At 59.6% G+C, this 13,924-nt stretch carries 15 protein-coding genes and 2 pseudogenes; 9 read left to right on the forward strand and 8 right to left on the reverse strand.

Annotated elements, in window-relative coordinates:
• Nucleotides 1–12: 12 nt before the first annotated feature.
• A pseudogene (locus tag C2846_RS19205) lies at nucleotides 13–232 on the forward strand (methyl-accepting chemotaxis protein); the annotation flags it as partial.
• Nucleotides 206–487 (forward strand): annotated as a pseudogene (locus C2846_RS19210) (hypothetical protein); the annotation flags it as partial. The pseudogenes C2846_RS19205 and C2846_RS19210, both read left to right, overlap by 27 nt.
• A gap of 180 nt (nucleotides 488–667) precedes the next feature.
• Here C2846_RS19210 and C2846_RS16340 read toward each other — a convergent pair.
• The 3 genes from C2846_RS16340 to crp form a co-directional block, all read right to left on the reverse strand.
• Nucleotides 668–1,390, reverse strand: a complete 723-nt coding sequence (locus C2846_RS16340) for a 16S rRNA (uracil(1498)-N(3))-methyltransferase (protein ID WP_080048638.1) — start codon at nucleotides 1,388–1,390, stop codon at nucleotides 668–670.
• 3 nt (nucleotides 1,391–1,393) lie between these two features.
• Nucleotides 1,394–2,746, reverse strand: coding sequence for an adenosylmethionine--8-amino-7-oxononanoate transaminase (locus C2846_RS16345; protein ID WP_119701968.1), 1,353 nt, complete (start codon nucleotides 2,744–2,746; stop codon nucleotides 1,394–1,396).
• Between the two features lie 87 nt (nucleotides 2,747–2,833).
• Nucleotides 2,834–3,478 carry a cAMP-activated global transcriptional regulator CRP gene (crp, locus tag C2846_RS16350; RefSeq protein ID WP_080048637.1) on the reverse strand — a complete coding sequence of 215 codons (645 nt, stop codon included), beginning with the start codon at nucleotides 3,476–3,478 and terminating at the stop codon, nucleotides 2,834–2,836.
• A 187-nt stretch (nucleotides 3,479–3,665) separates the two neighbouring features.
• Here crp and C2846_RS16355 point away from each other — a divergent pair, with 187 nt between their 5' ends.
• A complete protein-coding gene (locus C2846_RS16355; protein ID WP_080048636.1) occupies nucleotides 3,666–4,088 on the forward strand; it encodes an OsmC family protein in 423 nt (140 codons plus the stop codon).
• A gap of 15 nt (nucleotides 4,089–4,103) precedes the next feature.
• Here C2846_RS16355 and coq7 read toward each other — a convergent pair whose 3' ends face one another.
• Together coq7 and C2846_RS16365 are read right to left on the reverse strand one after the other, a co-directional pair.
• On the reverse strand, nucleotides 4,104–4,748 hold the full coding sequence (coq7, locus tag C2846_RS16360) for a 2-polyprenyl-3-methyl-6-methoxy-1,4-benzoquinone monooxygenase (protein WP_095626693.1): 645 nt from the start codon (nucleotides 4,746–4,748) through the stop codon (nucleotides 4,104–4,106).
• 64 nt (nucleotides 4,749–4,812) lie between these two features.
• A complete protein-coding gene (locus C2846_RS16365) occupies nucleotides 4,813–5,151 on the reverse strand; it encodes a histidine triad nucleotide-binding protein (RefSeq protein ID WP_080051600.1) in 339 nt (112 codons plus the stop codon).
• Nucleotides 5,152–5,238: 87 nt separating this feature from the next.
• On the opposite strand from C2846_RS16365, the gene C2846_RS16370 reads away from it, so the two are divergent.
• A complete protein-coding gene (locus C2846_RS16370; protein WP_119701962.1) occupies nucleotides 5,239–6,720 on the forward strand; it encodes an AAA family ATPase in 1,482 nt (493 codons plus the stop codon).
• Here C2846_RS16370 and hemJ read toward each other — a convergent pair.
• Nucleotides 6,717–7,139, reverse strand: a complete 423-nt coding sequence (gene hemJ, locus C2846_RS16375) for a protoporphyrinogen oxidase HemJ (RefSeq protein ID WP_119701963.1) — start codon at nucleotides 7,137–7,139, stop codon at nucleotides 6,717–6,719. The two genes, C2846_RS16370 and hemJ, sit on opposite strands and share 4 nt — an antisense overlap.
• Nucleotides 7,140–7,251: 112 nt before the next feature.
• Between hemJ and argC the strand changes: the two genes are divergently transcribed.
• From argC to erpA, 4 genes are all read left to right on the forward strand, one after another.
• Nucleotides 7,252–8,286, forward strand: a complete 1,035-nt coding sequence (argC, locus tag C2846_RS16380) for an N-acetyl-gamma-glutamyl-phosphate reductase (protein WP_080048632.1) — start codon at nucleotides 7,252–7,254, stop codon at nucleotides 8,284–8,286.
• The gene (locus tag C2846_RS16385; protein WP_080048631.1) at nucleotides 8,286–9,050 is read left to right on the forward strand and encodes a DUF6776 family protein; all 765 of its coding nucleotides are present in this window, start codon (nucleotides 8,286–8,288) and stop codon (nucleotides 9,048–9,050) included. Before argC ends, C2846_RS16385 begins: the two co-directional genes overlap by 1 nt.
• A complete protein-coding gene (locus C2846_RS16390) occupies nucleotides 9,050–9,490 on the forward strand; it encodes a bactofilin family protein (RefSeq protein ID WP_080048630.1) in 441 nt (146 codons plus the stop codon). The genes C2846_RS16385 and C2846_RS16390 overlap by 1 nt, the downstream gene beginning before the upstream one ends.
• Before the next feature lie 66 nt (nucleotides 9,491–9,556).
• The gene (gene erpA, locus C2846_RS16395) at nucleotides 9,557–9,910 is read left to right on the forward strand and encodes an iron-sulfur cluster insertion protein ErpA (protein WP_080048629.1); all 354 of its coding nucleotides are present in this window, start codon (nucleotides 9,557–9,559) and stop codon (nucleotides 9,908–9,910) included.
• 13 nt (nucleotides 9,911–9,923) lie between these two features.
• Here erpA and C2846_RS16400 read toward each other — a convergent pair whose 3' ends face one another.
• Together C2846_RS16400 and C2846_RS16405 are read right to left on the reverse strand one after the other, a co-directional pair.
• A complete protein-coding gene (locus C2846_RS16400; RefSeq protein WP_080048628.1) occupies nucleotides 9,924–11,027 on the reverse strand; it encodes an anhydro-N-acetylmuramic acid kinase in 1,104 nt (367 codons plus the stop codon).
• Nucleotides 11,027–12,481 carry an OapA family protein gene (locus C2846_RS16405; protein ID WP_080048627.1) on the reverse strand — a complete coding sequence of 485 codons (1,455 nt, stop codon included), beginning with the start codon at nucleotides 12,479–12,481 and terminating at the stop codon, nucleotides 11,027–11,029. The genes C2846_RS16400 and C2846_RS16405 overlap by 1 nt, the downstream gene beginning before the upstream one ends.
• Nucleotides 12,482–12,714: 233 nt before the next feature.
• Here C2846_RS16405 and tyrS point away from each other — a divergent pair, with 233 nt between their 5' ends.
• Nucleotides 12,715–13,914 carry a tyrosine--tRNA ligase gene (gene tyrS, locus C2846_RS16410; RefSeq protein ID WP_080048626.1) on the forward strand — a complete coding sequence of 400 codons (1,200 nt, stop codon included), beginning with the start codon at nucleotides 12,715–12,717 and terminating at the stop codon, nucleotides 13,912–13,914.
• Nucleotides 13,915–13,924 lie beyond the last annotated feature (10 nt).

The raw sequence follows: 13,924 nt of genomic DNA on the forward strand, positions 1-13,924 counted from the left end.
ACCGGCCAGCAAATGCAGCAGCTGACGGTGGCGATCGGAGAGGCCAGTGAACGCCTGCAACGGCTGGCCGCGCAGAGTGAGCGGATCAGCGAAGTGGTCGGGGTGATCAATGCGATTGCCGAACAGACCAATCTGCTGGCGCTCAATGCTGCCATCGAGGCGGCGCGGGCCGGTGAGCTGGGACGCGGCTTTGCCGTGGTTGCCGATGAGGTACGGGCATTGGCCGGGCGCACCCAGCAGTCGACCGCCAGCATTCGCGAGTCAGTNACGGGCATTGGCCGGGCGCACCCAGCAGTCGACCGCCAGCATTCGCGAGTCAGTCGAAACGCTTCAGCAGGGCAGTCGCGAAGCGGTCAGCGCCATGCAGGCCAGTTTGGTTCAGGTCGACCAATGTGTTGAGGGGGTGACCGAGGCAACCCGGGCGCTGGATGGCATCGAGCGGCGCATTGCTGGTATTAGTCAGGCCAGCGTACAGATTGCCGCGGCGGTTGAGCAGCAGAGTCAGGTCAGCGAGCAGATCAGTTGCAGTCTGCAGCGGATTCGCCAGAGTAGCGAGCAGAGTGCTGAGGCGATGCAGCGTAACGATGCCCATGCCGGGCAGTTGGCGGAGCTGGTTTTGCGCCTGGAGTTGTTGGCCAGCGAGTTCTGGCTTGCTCACCGAGGTTCGTCAGAAGTCGCCCCACAGATGCTGACAAACGCTCAGGGCAACCACCGGAGCGGTCTCTGTGCGCAAAACCCTTGGACCAAAGCTGGCCGCAATGAAGCCACGGGTTTCGGCCTGGGCAATTTCGCTGCTGCTGAGCCCGCCTTCAGGGCCGATCAGTAGCGCCAGGCTTGCCGGTTTATCCAGGCTGGTCAGGCTCTGTTCGGTACGATGATGCAGAACCAGCTTGAGCTCGGCGGCAAGCCCGTCGAGCCAGGCCTCCAGCGGCTGCGGGGCGTGTACCACCGGAACCCGGCTGCGTCCGCACTGCTCACAGGCGCTGATTGCCACCTGTTGCCAGTGGCTCTGGCGCTTGTCGGCGCGCTCACCCTGCAGCTTGACCTCGCAGCGCTCGCTGAGTAGCGGAGTGATTTCGTTGACGCCCAGTTCGACCGCTTTCTGGATCGCCCAGTCCATACGCTCGCCGCGCGACATTACCTGACCCAGGTGGGTATGCAGCGGCGATTCAGGCTGGCCGTCCAGCGGTTTGTCCAGGCGCAGGCAAACCTGGCGCTTGCTGGCTTCCAGCACCGTGCCCGGCCACTCCTGGCCGCTGCCATCGAACAGCTGCACTGGCGCTCCCGCCCCGAGACGCAGCACCCGGCTGATATAGTGAGCCAGATCGCCGTCGAGCGTCAGTTCGCCGCTGGCCAGTGGCTGGTTGCAGTAAAAGCGCGAGACCCGCACGGCTCAGTCCCTGGTCGCCAGTTGAATACCTTCCCAGGCAACACTGGCCAGATGGTCAATCTGTTCCGGAGTGATCACGTAGGGCGGCATGAAATACACTACGCTACCGAGCGGGCGCAGCAGCGCTTGGTGCTTCAGCGCATGCTGGTAGACCCGGATGCCGCGGCGCTCCTGCCAGGGGTAGGCTTCGCGACTGGCTTTGTCCTTGACCATCTCGATCGCCAGGACCATGCCGGTCTGGCGCACTTCGGCGACGTGCGGGTGCTCGGCGAAGTGCGCGGTGGCCTTGGCCATGTGTGCCGAGAGCGCGCGGTTGGCCTCGATCACGTTGTTCTGCTCGAACAGTTCCAGGGTAGCCAGTGCGGCAGCACAAGCCAGCGGGTTGCCGGTGTAACTGTGCGAGTGCAGGAATGCGCGCAGGGTTTCGTAGTCGTCGTAGAAGGCCTGGTAGATGCGGTCGTTGGTCAGGCATACGGCCATCGGCAGGTAGCCGCCGGTCAGCGCCTTGGACAGGCACAGAAAGTCCGGAGCAATGCCGGCCTGCTCGCAGGCGAACAGTGAGCCGGTGCGACCGAAGCCGACGGCAATCTCGTCGTGGATCAGGTGTACGCCATAACGATCGCAGGCTTCACGCAGCAGTTTCAGGTAGACCGGGTGATACATGCGCATGCCGCCGGCGCATTGGATCAGCGGCTCGACGATCACTGCTGCGACTTCTTCATGGTGCTCGGCCAGGGTCTGCTCCATATGCGCGAACATGGCGCGGCTGTGGTCTTCCCAGCTTTGCCCTGACTCGCGGAAATAGCAGTCCGGCGATGGGACGGTAATCACATCCATCAGCAGTGGCTGGTAGGTTTCCTTGTACAGCCCGACATCGCCGACCGCCAATGCCGCCAGGGTCTCGCCGTGGTAGCTGTTGCTCAGGGTGATGAAGCGCTTTTTCTGCGGTTTGCCGCTGTTGAGCCAATAATGGAAGCTCATTTTCAGCGCCACTTCGATGCATGAGGAGCCGTTGTCGGCGTAGAAGCAGCGAGTCAGCGGCGCGGGGGTCATGGCCACCAGCTTTTCCGATAACTCGATTACCGGGGTATGGCTGAAGCCAGCCAGGATCACGTGTTCGAGCTGATCGAGCTGATCCTTGACCTTCTGATTGATATAAGGGTTGGCGTGGCCGAAGATGTTGACCCACCAGGAGCTGACCGCGTCGATGTAGCGGTTGCCCTCGAAGTCATGCAGCCACACACCGTCGCCGCGCTGGATCGGGATGATCGGCATGTGTTCATGGTCTTTCATCTGGGTGCAGGGATGCCACAGCACCGACAGGTCACGCTGCATCCACTGGTTGTTCAGGCCCATGTTCACCTCGCAGGCAGGAAAATGTCCGGCGATTGTACCTGAGGCCATGGGCCGCCGTCAGGCGGCCTCATCAATGATAGCCCGATCTCAGCGGGTACCGTAGACCACCATGGTCTTGCCCTTGACCTCAATCAGGCCCTGATCCTCCAGGCCCTTGAGTACCCGTCCGACCATTTCCCGTGAACAGCCGACAATGCGGCCGATTTCCTGGCGGGTGATCTTGATCTGCATCCCGTCGGGATGGGTCATGGCGTCAGGCTGTTTGCACAGGTCCAGCAGGGTGCGGGCAACTCGTCCGGTGACGTCGAGAAAGGCCAGGTCGCCGACCTTGCGGGTCGTGTTACGCAGCCGCTCAGCCATCTGCCGGCCTACCGAGTACAGTAGTTCCGGGTCGTGCTGGGTAATTTCCCGGAATTTGCTGTAACCGATTTCTGCGACTTCGCACTCGGTCTTGGTGCGCACCCAGGCACTGCGGTCCTGCTGGCTTTGCTCAAGATCGAACAGCCCCATTTCCCCAAAGAAGTCACCCTGGTTGAGGTAAGCAATGATCATTTCGCGGCCCTGATCATCTTCAATCAGGATGGTGACTGAGCCCTTAACGATATAGAACAGGCTGTCAGAACTGTCTCCGGCATGGATGATGGTGCTGCGGGCGGCGAAGCGACGGCGGTGGCAGTGGGTCAGGAATGCATCGAGATTTTTTATTTTAGGAGTCAAGGTGATAGGAACCATTAGCTATATCCTGGCCGATTCTTGTGTCGGGTATGTTGTGATGGCAGAGTGGTATTAAAAGCCTCGTGCTGAGACCAATCGCGATTATGTCCAGTTTTGCCGGTGATGGCCAGTATGCCATGGTGGGGTCGACGACTGTGGTATTCTGCGCAACCTCGAACAATGGGTGTCTGGCGGGAGAAACACGATGAAAGCGCATATCAAATGGGTTGACGGAGCCATGTTCCTTGGTGAATCCGGCAGTGGTCATACCGTGGTCATGGACGGGCCGGAAGAAGCCGGTGGCCGCAACATGGGCGTTCGTCCGATGGAGACCGTGCTGATCGGTCTGGGCGGTTGCGCCAGTTACGATGTGGTCAGCATCCTGAAAAAGGCCCGCCAGGACATTCGCGATGTGCATGCCCTGCTCGACGCCGAGCGTGCCGATAGTGAACCCAAGGTGTTCACTCGTATTCACGTGCATTTCGTGGTCCGTGGCAAGGGGCTCAAGGAAGCTCATGTCAAACGCGCGGTCGAGCTGTCGGCGGAAAAGTACTGCTCGGCTTCGATCATGCTCGGGCGTGGAGGCGTCGAGATCAGCCACGACTACGAAATTGTCGAGATCGACTGAGCGCACCTACCGGGCTCAGGTCCGGTAGGTGGCCTTGGTCATGACTTTGGACAGCAGTACCATGGCTGCCTTGACCGGAGGCGGGAACACTACCCCTCCGGCATCCAAGGCCTGATTGCCGTGCTCAATTTCGTCTTCGCGCATTTGTTCGAGGATCGCCCGCGACTTGATGTCTTCTTCCGGCAACTGGGCCAGGTGATCGTCCAGATGACGCTCAACCAGTTGCTCGGTGGCGGCGACAAAGCCGAGGCTGACCCGGTCACTGATCAATCCGGCGGCCGCGCCAATACCGAATGACAGTCCGTAGAACAGTGGGTTGAAGACGCTGGGCTGACTGTTGAGTTCGCGCAGGCGCTGCTCGCACCAGGCCAGGTGGTCGATTTCCTCGGCCGCAGCATGCTCCATCTTTTCCCGAACATCCGGCAATTTGGCCGTCAACGCCTGGCCCTGATAGAGCGCCTGAGCACAGACCTCGCCGGTGTGATTGATGCGCATCAGGCCGGCGATATGGCGGCGCTCTTCATCATCCATGGGTACATTGGCCAGTTGGGCGGCGGGCGATGGCCGCTGAGCCTGGGCAGCACCGGGAACCAGGGTGCGCAGGGACTGATCGGCCTGGGTCAGCAGGCGGTCGAGCAAACTGTAATGGCGGCTGTTCATGGAGTACTCCTGAAAATGCCCGGCCAGTATACCTGCAGCCGGGCCATTCGGGGGTTGATTGAGATCAACCTGGCGGCCAGGTCATCTGGCGCTGACCGAGGACGTGCAGGTGGATATGGTAGACGGTCTGCCCGCCCTGTTCATTGCAGTTGAATACGGTACGAAAGCCCGCTTCACAACCCAGTTCCCGGGCTAGGCGCTGAGCGGTGAAGACCATATGACCCACCAGGGCGTTGTCGGCCTCAGTCAGTTCGGCGAGCGTGGCGATATGCTTTTTCGGAATCACCAGAAAATGTACCGGGGCCTGCGGATTGATGTCGTGAAAGGCCACTACCTGATCATCTTCATGGATTTTTTTCGCCGGGATCTTGCCCTCGACGATCTTGCAGAACAGACAATCCACTGTGTGCTCCTCATCATTGGCTATATAGTGCATCCAGTGTAACCGTCCGCGGCCGGAATGGCATCCGCCGCTCACAGGGAGGCTGTGTTGAAGAACGATATACATGATCTCGGGCTGGTGCTGGATTCGAAGGTCAAGCTGGTGGTGATCGAGTCCTGGGAAGAACGCCGGGTGCTGGAAACCATCGGTTCACTGGCGATCAAGCGGGCGCTGAGTTGGTACACCTGGAATCAGGTCGATGGATTGTCGCGCCTGGGGTTTGGGGCGGATGTCGATCCGGGGCAGAAGACCTGTGACCCGGAGGTTGCGTTGGAGCAGATTCTGCGTGATGCCGCTCCCGGCCTTTACGTATTCTGCGACCTGCATCCGTTTCTGGATTCTTCGCGCCTGGTACGCCAGCTCAAGGCGCTGGCCATGGAGACTGGCGAGCAAGCACCGACCATCATTCTGGTCAGTCATGCATTGAACCTGCCGGCCGAGCTTAGCCGTCTGGCGGCCCGCTTCAGCCTCCGTATGCCGTCCGATGACCAGTTGGCTGCCATCGTGCGGGAAGAGGCGGCGCTCTGGAGTCAGCAGAACCAGGGGCGTAGGGTGCGGACCGATAACCGGACCCTGGAACAGGTCGTGCGTAACCTGCGCGGTACCACCCAGGCTGAGGCGCGGCGGCTGGCGCGTAACCTGATCGTCGACGATGGGGCGATTACCCAGGAAGATCTGCCGGCTCTGAATCAGGCCAAGTTCGAGCTGCTCGACATGCAGGGCGTACTCAGTTTCGAGCAGGATACCGCGCGGTTCGCCGACGTTGGCGGTCTGGGGCGCTTCAAGCAGTGGCTGGCGGACAGGCAGGTAGCCTTCACCCAGTCTGGGGCGCTCAAGGATGTGCCCAAGGGGGTAATGCTGGTTGGTGTGCAGGGTTCCGGTAAGAGCCTTGCGGCCAAGGCGGTAGCCGGGCTCTGGGGGTTGCCGCTGCTGCGTCTGGACTTTGCGGCGCTGTACAACAAGTACATTGGTGAAACCGAGAAGAACCTGCGCGAAGCATTGCAGATGGCCGATGCCATGGAGCCGTGTGTGCTGTGGATCGACGAAATCGAAAAGGGCATTGCTCCGGATTCGGCGGATCAGGGCGTTTCACGGCGCCTGCTTGGCAGTCTGCTGACCTGGATGGCTGAGCGTCAGACCCGGGTATTTCTGGTGGCGACTTCCAACGATGTCAGTCAGTTGCCACCGGAGCTGATTCGCAAGGGCCGGCTGGATGAAATGTTCTTCGTCGACTTGCCCGACTTGGCGGTGCGTGGCGATATTTTCCGCATTCATCTAGCTCGGCGAGAATTGCTGCCCGAGCAGTTCGACCTGCCGGCCCTGGCGGCGGCCAGCGAGGGCTTTTCCGGGGCGGAAATCGAGCAGGCAGTGGTCACAGCCGTCTATGCCGGGGCCGCACGTCAGCAGCCGGTCGGCAATGAGCATGTGCTGGAAGCGCTCGGCCAGACCTCACCGCTATCGGTAGTCATGGCCGAGCGCTTACACGCGCTGCGCGAATGGGCGCGTGAGCGGGCAGTGATGGCCGGTTAGAACGGTTTGACTACCACCAGAATGACGGCTGCAACCAGGACTAGTACCGGCGCTTCATTGAACCAGCGATAGAACACATGGGAGCGGCGATTGGCGTCATTGGCAAAGCGTCGGACCATGGTGCCGCAGGCGTGGTGGTAGCCGATCAGGGCGACCACCAGTGCCAGCTTGGCGTGCATCCAGCCCTGCTGCAGCCAGGCTGGCACCAGGTACAGCATCCAGATACCCAGCCCTACCGCGACCAGCATCGAGGGGATCATGATGCCGCGGTACAGTTTGCGCTCCATGACCTTGAACCGTTCCTGACTGGCGCGGTCTTCACTCATGGCGTGATAAACGAAAAGGCGCGGGAGATAGAACAGCCCGGCGAACCAGGTGACGACGGCGATGATGTGAAAGGCTTTGATCCATAGATACACGGACAGGCTCCATAAGTATTCCCGAGGGCGCGCGCTGGTAATTTTCGCTAGCGCTCTTATCATAAACCATTCACCTTCAACTCAAGTTTCGGAAATAGGCGGGTAAGCAGTCATGATCAAGGTCGGCATTGTCGGAGGTACCGGTTACACCGGAGTGGAGTTGCTGAGACTGTTGGCGCAGCATCCGCAGGCTCGGGTCGAGGTCATTACCTCGCGCTCCGAGGACGGGGTCAAGGTGGCCGACCTGTATCCGAACCTGCGTGGTCACTATGACGGGCTGGCGTTCAGCGTGCCGGATGTGAACCGCCTCGGTGCCTGCGATGTGGTGTTTTTCGCTACGCCGCACGGTGTTGCCCATGCGCTGGCGGGTGAACTGCTGGCGACCGGGACGCGGATCATCGACCTGTCGGCGGATTTTCGTCTGCGCGATGCCGAGGAGTGGAGCCGCTGGTACGGCCAGCCGCACGGGGCGCCGCAACTGCTGGAGCAGGCAGTTTATGGTTTGCCGGAGGTCAATCGCGAGGCAATTCGCAGTGCCCGGCTGATAGCAGTACCGGGCTGTTACCCAACTGCCACGCAGCTTGGCCTGATTCCGCTATTGGAGGCAGGGTTGGCGGATCCAGCTCAACTGATTGCTGACTGCAAGTCCGGCGTCAGTGGCGCAGGACGCGGCGCCAGCGTCGGCTCGCTGCTGTGCGAAGCCTCCGAGAGCATGAAGGCCTACGCTGTGGCTGGGCATCGCCACTTGCCGGAAATTCGTCAGGGCCTGAATCTGGCAGCGGGTCAGCCGGTGGGGCTGACCTTTGTCCCGCATTTGACTCCGATGATTCGTGGTATCCATGCCACTCTCTATGCCAGCGTCAAGGATCGCTCGGTCGATCTGCAGGCGCTGTTCGAGCAGCGCTATGCCGCTGAGCCGTTCGTGGATGTGATGCCGGCAGGCAGCCACCCCGAAACTCGAAGCGTCAAGGGTGCCAACACCTGTCGAATTGCTGTGCATCGCCCGCAAGGGGGCGATCTGGTGGTCGTACTGTCGGTGATTGATAACCTGGTCAAGGGCGCATCTGGCCAGGCTGTGCAGAACATGAACATCGCCATGGGGCTGGAAGAAACCCTGGGATTGTCGCATCCGGCGCTGATGCCCTGATGGTCAACTTCAAGAAACGGGCGCCGCTGCGTGAACAGGACGTGGTGTTCATGCCGCGTAATGGCAAGTACGCCCGACTGTGGCGCGGGATTCTGCTGGCGCTGCTGTTTCTCGCGGTACCGATTAGCGGTTTGCTTGGCTGGCGTCTGGCGCTCGAAACCCAGCGCGAACTGCTCAAGGACCATGCCGAACTGCTGCAGCGTCAGTCCGAGTTGCTGCAGGAGCTGGATGGCAACCGGCAGCGTTACCAGCAACTCGAAGTCGATTTGTTGGTGGCCCGCGAATCGGTCAGCGAGGGGCGTGAAGTGATTCATGACCTTGAGCAACAACTGTTTCGTCTGCAGCAGGATTTGGCTCAGTATCAGGGGGCGCTGGCTCCCAGTGCACTGACTCCTGGGTTGCGGATTCAAGCATTTGAGCTGCACGCCACAGAATCGCCACAGGTTTTCCGGTACAAAGTCATGGTCAGCAGGGTGGGCAGCGAAAGCGATACCGTGCAGGCACGGTTGTTGGTGCGCCTGCAAGGAAAGCAGGGCGGCAGGAGTGTTACCTTGCCGTTATCGGCCCTGAGTGAGCTTGAGAATGATGAAGGGCTAGAGTTGGATTTTCGGTACTTTCAGGTAGTACCTGGCAATAGCCGTGCGGCGGAACTGACGCTGCCAGAAGGCTTTGAGCCTGAGCGCGTGCTGTTGAGTGCGCAGCAGGATGGCAAGACCCTGGTTGAGCAGACTTTTGATTGGACAGTGACAGGAGTACGACCCTGATGTGGGGAGCTGACAAGCACAAGAAAGCCGATCTCAGCCAATTCAATGGCAAGACCACGATTATCGCTCAGGACGCTGAGATTCGAGGTGATCTGCGGTTTACCGGCGCGCTGCAGGTGGATGGTCGGGTGATTGGCAATATCCATGCGGAGCAGGGCCTGGTACGAATCAGTGAGCACGGCTATGTCGAGGGCGTCATTCACGCTCCCAATGTGCTGGTCAACGGCGAAGTGGTTGGCGATGTGCATGCCCCAGAGCATCTGGAACTGGACGCCAAGGCGCGTATCAGTGGTGATGTGTACTACCGGTTTATGGAAATGGTGATGGGGGCGCAGGTTTGCGGCCAGTTGCATTTTCAGTCCGATTTTGTGGTGGCTTCGGCGCCCTTGCCTGCTCCAGCGTTTGCCTCGGAGGAGTCCGAGCCTGTGGACAATAGTTGACCAAAAGACTCGGGGAAAACGATAATACACCCTTGATGTGCGCGGCATCCGGCCGCCGGAGGTTGTATGTCCACTGCTGAAGTCTTTATCCCCACCCCCCTGGCCTTCACCGACAGCGCCGTGAGCAAGGTGCGCTCGCTGATCGAGGAGGAGGGCAACGAGCGTTTGAGTCTGCGGGTCTTTGTTACCGGTGGCGGCTGTTCCGGCTTTCAGTATGGCTTCACGTTCGATGATGAGCTGGCCGAGGATGACACCGTGGTCGAGCGCGACGGTGTGCGGCTGGTGGTTGATCCGATGAGTTTCCAGTATCTGGCGGGCTCGGAGGTCGACTACCAAGAGGGGCTTGAGGGCTCGCGGTTCGTCATCAACAATCCCAACGCTACCACGACCTGTGGGTGCGGTTCTTCCTTCTCGATTTGAACTGTCCGGTCGTTCAGGCCGGATAGATTGCCCCTAAAACGCGTGCCCCCTTGGCGCCAGTGACGTCCGGCAGGTTGCCCGGCAGTCCTTGCTGGCATCGCCAGGCGAGCCAGGCAAACGCGATTGCTTCCATCCAGTCCGGATGGACGCCCAGGCTGGCGGTAGTGCTCACTGTGATGGAGGGCAGCAGGTTCTGCAGGCGTTCCAGCAGGCGGGTGTTGTTGGCACCACCGCCACAAATGAATACGCCTTCACTATCGGCGGCATGGGTGCGCACGGCGTGGGCAATGGATTGTGCTGTCAGTTCCAATAGTGTGGCTTGAACGTCCTGGGGCTCTGGTGCGAGGTCAAGCTGTTTGAGTCGGGCGTTTAGCCAGGTGCGATGAAAGTATTCGCGGCCGGTACTCTTGGGGCCCTGGCGATGAAAGTAAGGGTCATCAAGCATGCTGCGCAGCAGTTCCGCCTGGATTTGTCCGCTGCGCGCCCAATCACCATTGCTGTCGAAGCTTTTGCCCAGGTGCAGGTTGATCCAGTCGTCCAGTAATACGTTGCCGGGGCCGCTGTCAAAGCCTACGGCCGGTTCGCCTGGGCGCATGACCGTCAGGTTGGCGAAGCCGCCAATATTGACCAGCGTTCGGCAAGCCTCGTTGTCACGCAGCAGCCAGTCATGAAAAGCCGGAACCAGGGGAGCACCTTCACCGCCAGCGGCCAGGTCGCGGCTGCGAAAATCGCTGATCACGCGGATACCGCTCAGTTCGGCCAAGAGAGCGGGGGCGCCAACCTGCCAACTAAAACCAAGTTCGGGGTGGTGTCGCAGGGTTTGACCGTGGCTGCCAATGGCTTCAATCTGGTCGGCTGCCAATTGGTTGCGCCGCAGTAAGCGCAGGACGCCATCGGCTGCCAGTCGAGCCCAGGCTTGGCCCGCCAGACCCGCACGGCGTAATTCATCGTCGCCGGGTTGGCACAGGCTAAGCAGTTCTTCACGGAGTTGGACGGGGAAAGGCAGGCACAGGGCGTCGACTAGTTCAGCTTGACGCCCTGCGTTGAAGCGGGTCAAAGCGATGTCGATACCATCCAGGCTGGTGCCTGACATGATACCGACATACAGATTGGTCATTACCGGTCCAGCAGCGCGACTTGGGTTTCGCGGCTCTGGTCCATGCTGGCCATGAGTTGGTTGCTGATACTCATGAAGGCTGCGCGCTCGCTTTGCGGGATAGGATCGGCAACCGGCAGGTCGACTCGCAGTGGGTCAACATGGCGACCGTTGACCAAAAACTCATAGTGCAGATGCGGGCCGGTAGCCAGGCCGGTCATGCCAACGTAACCGATCACTTGACCCTGAGAGACGTTGCTGCCATTGCGCAGGCCATTGGCGTAACGGCTCATGTGGGCGTACAGGGTTTTGTACTTCTGTCCGTGTTGCACGATGATCGTGTTGCCGTAGCCGCCCTTGCGGCCGATATGAACAATGCGACCGTCACCGGTGGCCTTGATTGGCGTGCCGGTCGGGGCTGCATAGTCGACGCCATTATGGGCGCGGATCTTGTTGAGTACCGGGTGTCGGCGGTTGGGATTGAAGCGCGAGCTGATCCGGGCAAACTCTACTGGCGTGCGGATGAACGCCTTGCGCATGCTGGTACCGTCTGCGCGGTAATAGCTGGTATGACCCTGGCGATCGGTATAACGCACGGCGGTGAAGGTTTTGCCGCGGTTGGTGAAGCGTGCGGCAAGAATGTTGTTGGTGCCGACACGCTTGTCGCCGACATGCAGTTCCTCGAACAGTACCTCGAAGTTGTCGCCGGTGCGAATGTCCCGGGCAAAGTCCACGTCATAGCCAAAGATGTTAGCCATCTGCATGGTCAGGTTATGCGACATGCCGGCCTGCTGCGCTGCCAAAAACAGCGAGCTGTTGATCTCGCCGTGAGCGAAGCGCGTGCGCACTTCTGGCTCGATCACATCCTTGCTGAAGGCGTAGCCCTGCTCGGCGCGATCGACTCGGATGGTTTCCAGGTCGCTGATCTTGCTGCGCAGGCTGAGCAGCTCGCCCTGGTCGTCCAGTTTGAACTCAAGGACCTGGCCGACATTGAGGCGGGTGAAGCGCTTGGCGTCCTTGCTGCTGTTCAATACGGAATGCATGATACCGGCCGACAGGCCGACCTGGCTGAACAGTACTGACAGTGTATTGCCGCTGGCTACGGTGATGCTTAGCCAGTCGCTTTTGGCTGGCTGGCTGGCGGTATCGCTACTGTAGTCTTGACTCATGTCCCCGCCAGAAGTCGCCTCAACGGTAACCAGTGGCTCGTTGCGCTTGCGCACTTCAAGCGGTGCGGCGGGGAGTGTGACGGTTTCGTTGATCAGCGCGTCCAACTGTTCAGAGAAGCGCGAACCGCTGACATTGGCGTCAAGCGTTGGCGGCACCTCCAGCTCCAGAGGGATTAATGTCTTTTTGGCTTCAACATCGGTGGTGGGAATGACGAGCAGGAAAATGCTCAGCGCTGCTGCGATACCGCTGGCCGCCACGAGGTGACTCTTCGGGTAGCGCGGTGTTTTTGACTTGTGGTTACCCATAAGCGCTCTTATGCTCGAATCTGAAAAAAGTGAACTAACTTGCTAAATTATAACCGAAAGTGCCTCATGGCAAGCTTTCGGTGTTGCCGCCCGTCAGTTTTACAGCGTTGTGCTCGTCAGCTTTATGGCACGACGGCGCTCTGCCCCCAGTGGCGGCCAAACTTGTAATTGGTCCGCAATGTTGTATGTTTGGTTCCCTTTCGTGAGACCCCGATAACAGGATTCCTTGAGTTATGAAGCCGGTTGATGAGCAGTTGGCGCTGATTGCGCGCGGAGTGGATGAAATTCTTGTCGAGAGTGAGTTGCGAACCAAGCTCGAGCGCGGGACGCCGCTGCGCATCAAGGCTGGCTTCGATCCGACCGCTCCCGATCTGCACCTGGGGCATACCGTGCTTATTAATAAGCTGCGTCAGTTTCAGGATCTGGGGCATGAGGTGCTGTTTCTGATCGGTGACTTCACCGGCATGATCGGTGATCCCTCGGGCAAGAACATTACTCGCCAGCCGCTGACTCGCGAGCAGGTGTTGGCCAATGCCGAGACCTATAAAGAGCAGGTGTTCAAGATTCTCGATCCGGCCAGGACACAGGTGATGTTCAATTCCACCTGGATGGACAAGCTGACCTCTGCTGACATGATTCAGTTGGCTGGTAAATACACTGTGGCTCGGATGCTTGAGCGCGATGATTTCGACAAGCGCTATAAGGGTGGGCAGTCAATTGCCATTCATGAGTTCCTCTACCCGCTGGTTCAGGGCTACGACTCCGTGGCTATGCGTGCCGACGTCGAGCTGGGTGGTACCGATCAGAAATTCAACCTGTTGATGGGGCGAGAGTTGCAGCGTCAGTATGGTCAGGAATCTCAGGTCATTATCACCATGCCGCTGCTGGTAGGGTTGGATGGCGAGAAGAAAATGTCCAAATCGCTGGGTAACTACGTTGGTATCGATGATCGTCCTGGCGAGATGTACAACAAGATCGTTTCCATGCCAGATAGTTTGATGTGGCGCTATTTCGAACTGCTCAGCTTCCGTAGCCTGGATGAGATCGAGGCGTTCAAGGCTGATGTTGAGGCGGGAGCCAATCCGCGTGACATCAAGATCAAGTTGGCCGAAGAGTTGGTGGCGCGCTTCCATGGCGAAGAAGCTGCAGCAACAGCGCACAAATCGGCAGGCAATCGCTTGCAGGATGGTGAGCTGCCTGAGGATCTGCCGGAGATCGAACTGGAGTCGGCTGAGGATCTGCCGGTGTCGGCGGTGCTTAACCGTGCGGGCATGACCAAGAATGCCGCGGCGGCGCGCGATCTGTTGAGCGCGGGCTCGGTCAAGGTCGATGGCCAGGTAGTGGACAAGGATTTTGTATTCGCTCTGGGGTGCGAGCATGTCTGCCAGGCGGGCAAGAAAAAATTTGCCCGTATTCGTTTGAAAAAGTCTTGACGGTGTTTTG

Origin of the sequence: Pseudomonas jilinensis (genome assembly GCF_003586265.1) — a bacterium.
Classification (GTDB): domain Bacteria; phylum Pseudomonadota; class Gammaproteobacteria; order Pseudomonadales; family Pseudomonadaceae; genus Halopseudomonas; species Halopseudomonas phragmitis.

What these genes read in the sequence shown, in the direction of transcription:
- C2846_RS16345 (WP_119701968.1), bottom strand. Translation starts at nt 2,746, where the DNA reads ATGGGCCTGAACAACCAGTGGATGCAGCGTGACCTGTCGGTGCTGTGG.
- crp (WP_080048637.1), bottom strand. Translation starts at nt 3,478, where the DNA reads ATGGTTCCTATCACCTTGACTCCTAAAATAAAAAATCTCGATGCATTC.
- C2846_RS16355 (WP_080048636.1), top strand. Translation starts at nt 3,666, where the DNA reads ATGAAAGCGCATATCAAATGGGTTGACGGAGCCATGTTCCTTGGTGAA.
- coq7 (WP_095626693.1), bottom strand. Translation starts at nt 4,748, where the DNA reads ATGAACAGCCGCCATTACAGTTTGCTCGACCGCCTGCTGACCCAGGCC.
- argC (WP_080048632.1), top strand. Translation starts at nt 7,252, where the DNA reads ATGATCAAGGTCGGCATTGTCGGAGGTACCGGTTACACCGGAGTGGAG.
- C2846_RS16385 (WP_080048631.1), top strand. Translation starts at nt 8,286, where the DNA reads ATGGTCAACTTCAAGAAACGGGCGCCGCTGCGTGAACAGGACGTGGTG.
- C2846_RS16390 (WP_080048630.1), top strand. Translation starts at nt 9,050, where the DNA reads ATGTGGGGAGCTGACAAGCACAAGAAAGCCGATCTCAGCCAATTCAAT.
- erpA (WP_080048629.1), top strand. Translation starts at nt 9,557, where the DNA reads ATGTCCACTGCTGAAGTCTTTATCCCCACCCCCCTGGCCTTCACCGAC.
- C2846_RS16400 (WP_080048628.1), bottom strand. Translation starts at nt 11,027, where the DNA reads ATGACCAATCTGTATGTCGGTATCATGTCAGGCACCAGCCTGGATGGT.
- C2846_RS16405 (WP_080048627.1), bottom strand. Translation starts at nt 12,481, where the DNA reads ATGGGTAACCACAAGTCAAAAACACCGCGCTACCCGAAGAGTCACCTC.
- tyrS (WP_080048626.1), top strand. Translation starts at nt 12,715, where the DNA reads ATGAAGCCGGTTGATGAGCAGTTGGCGCTGATTGCGCGCGGAGTGGAT.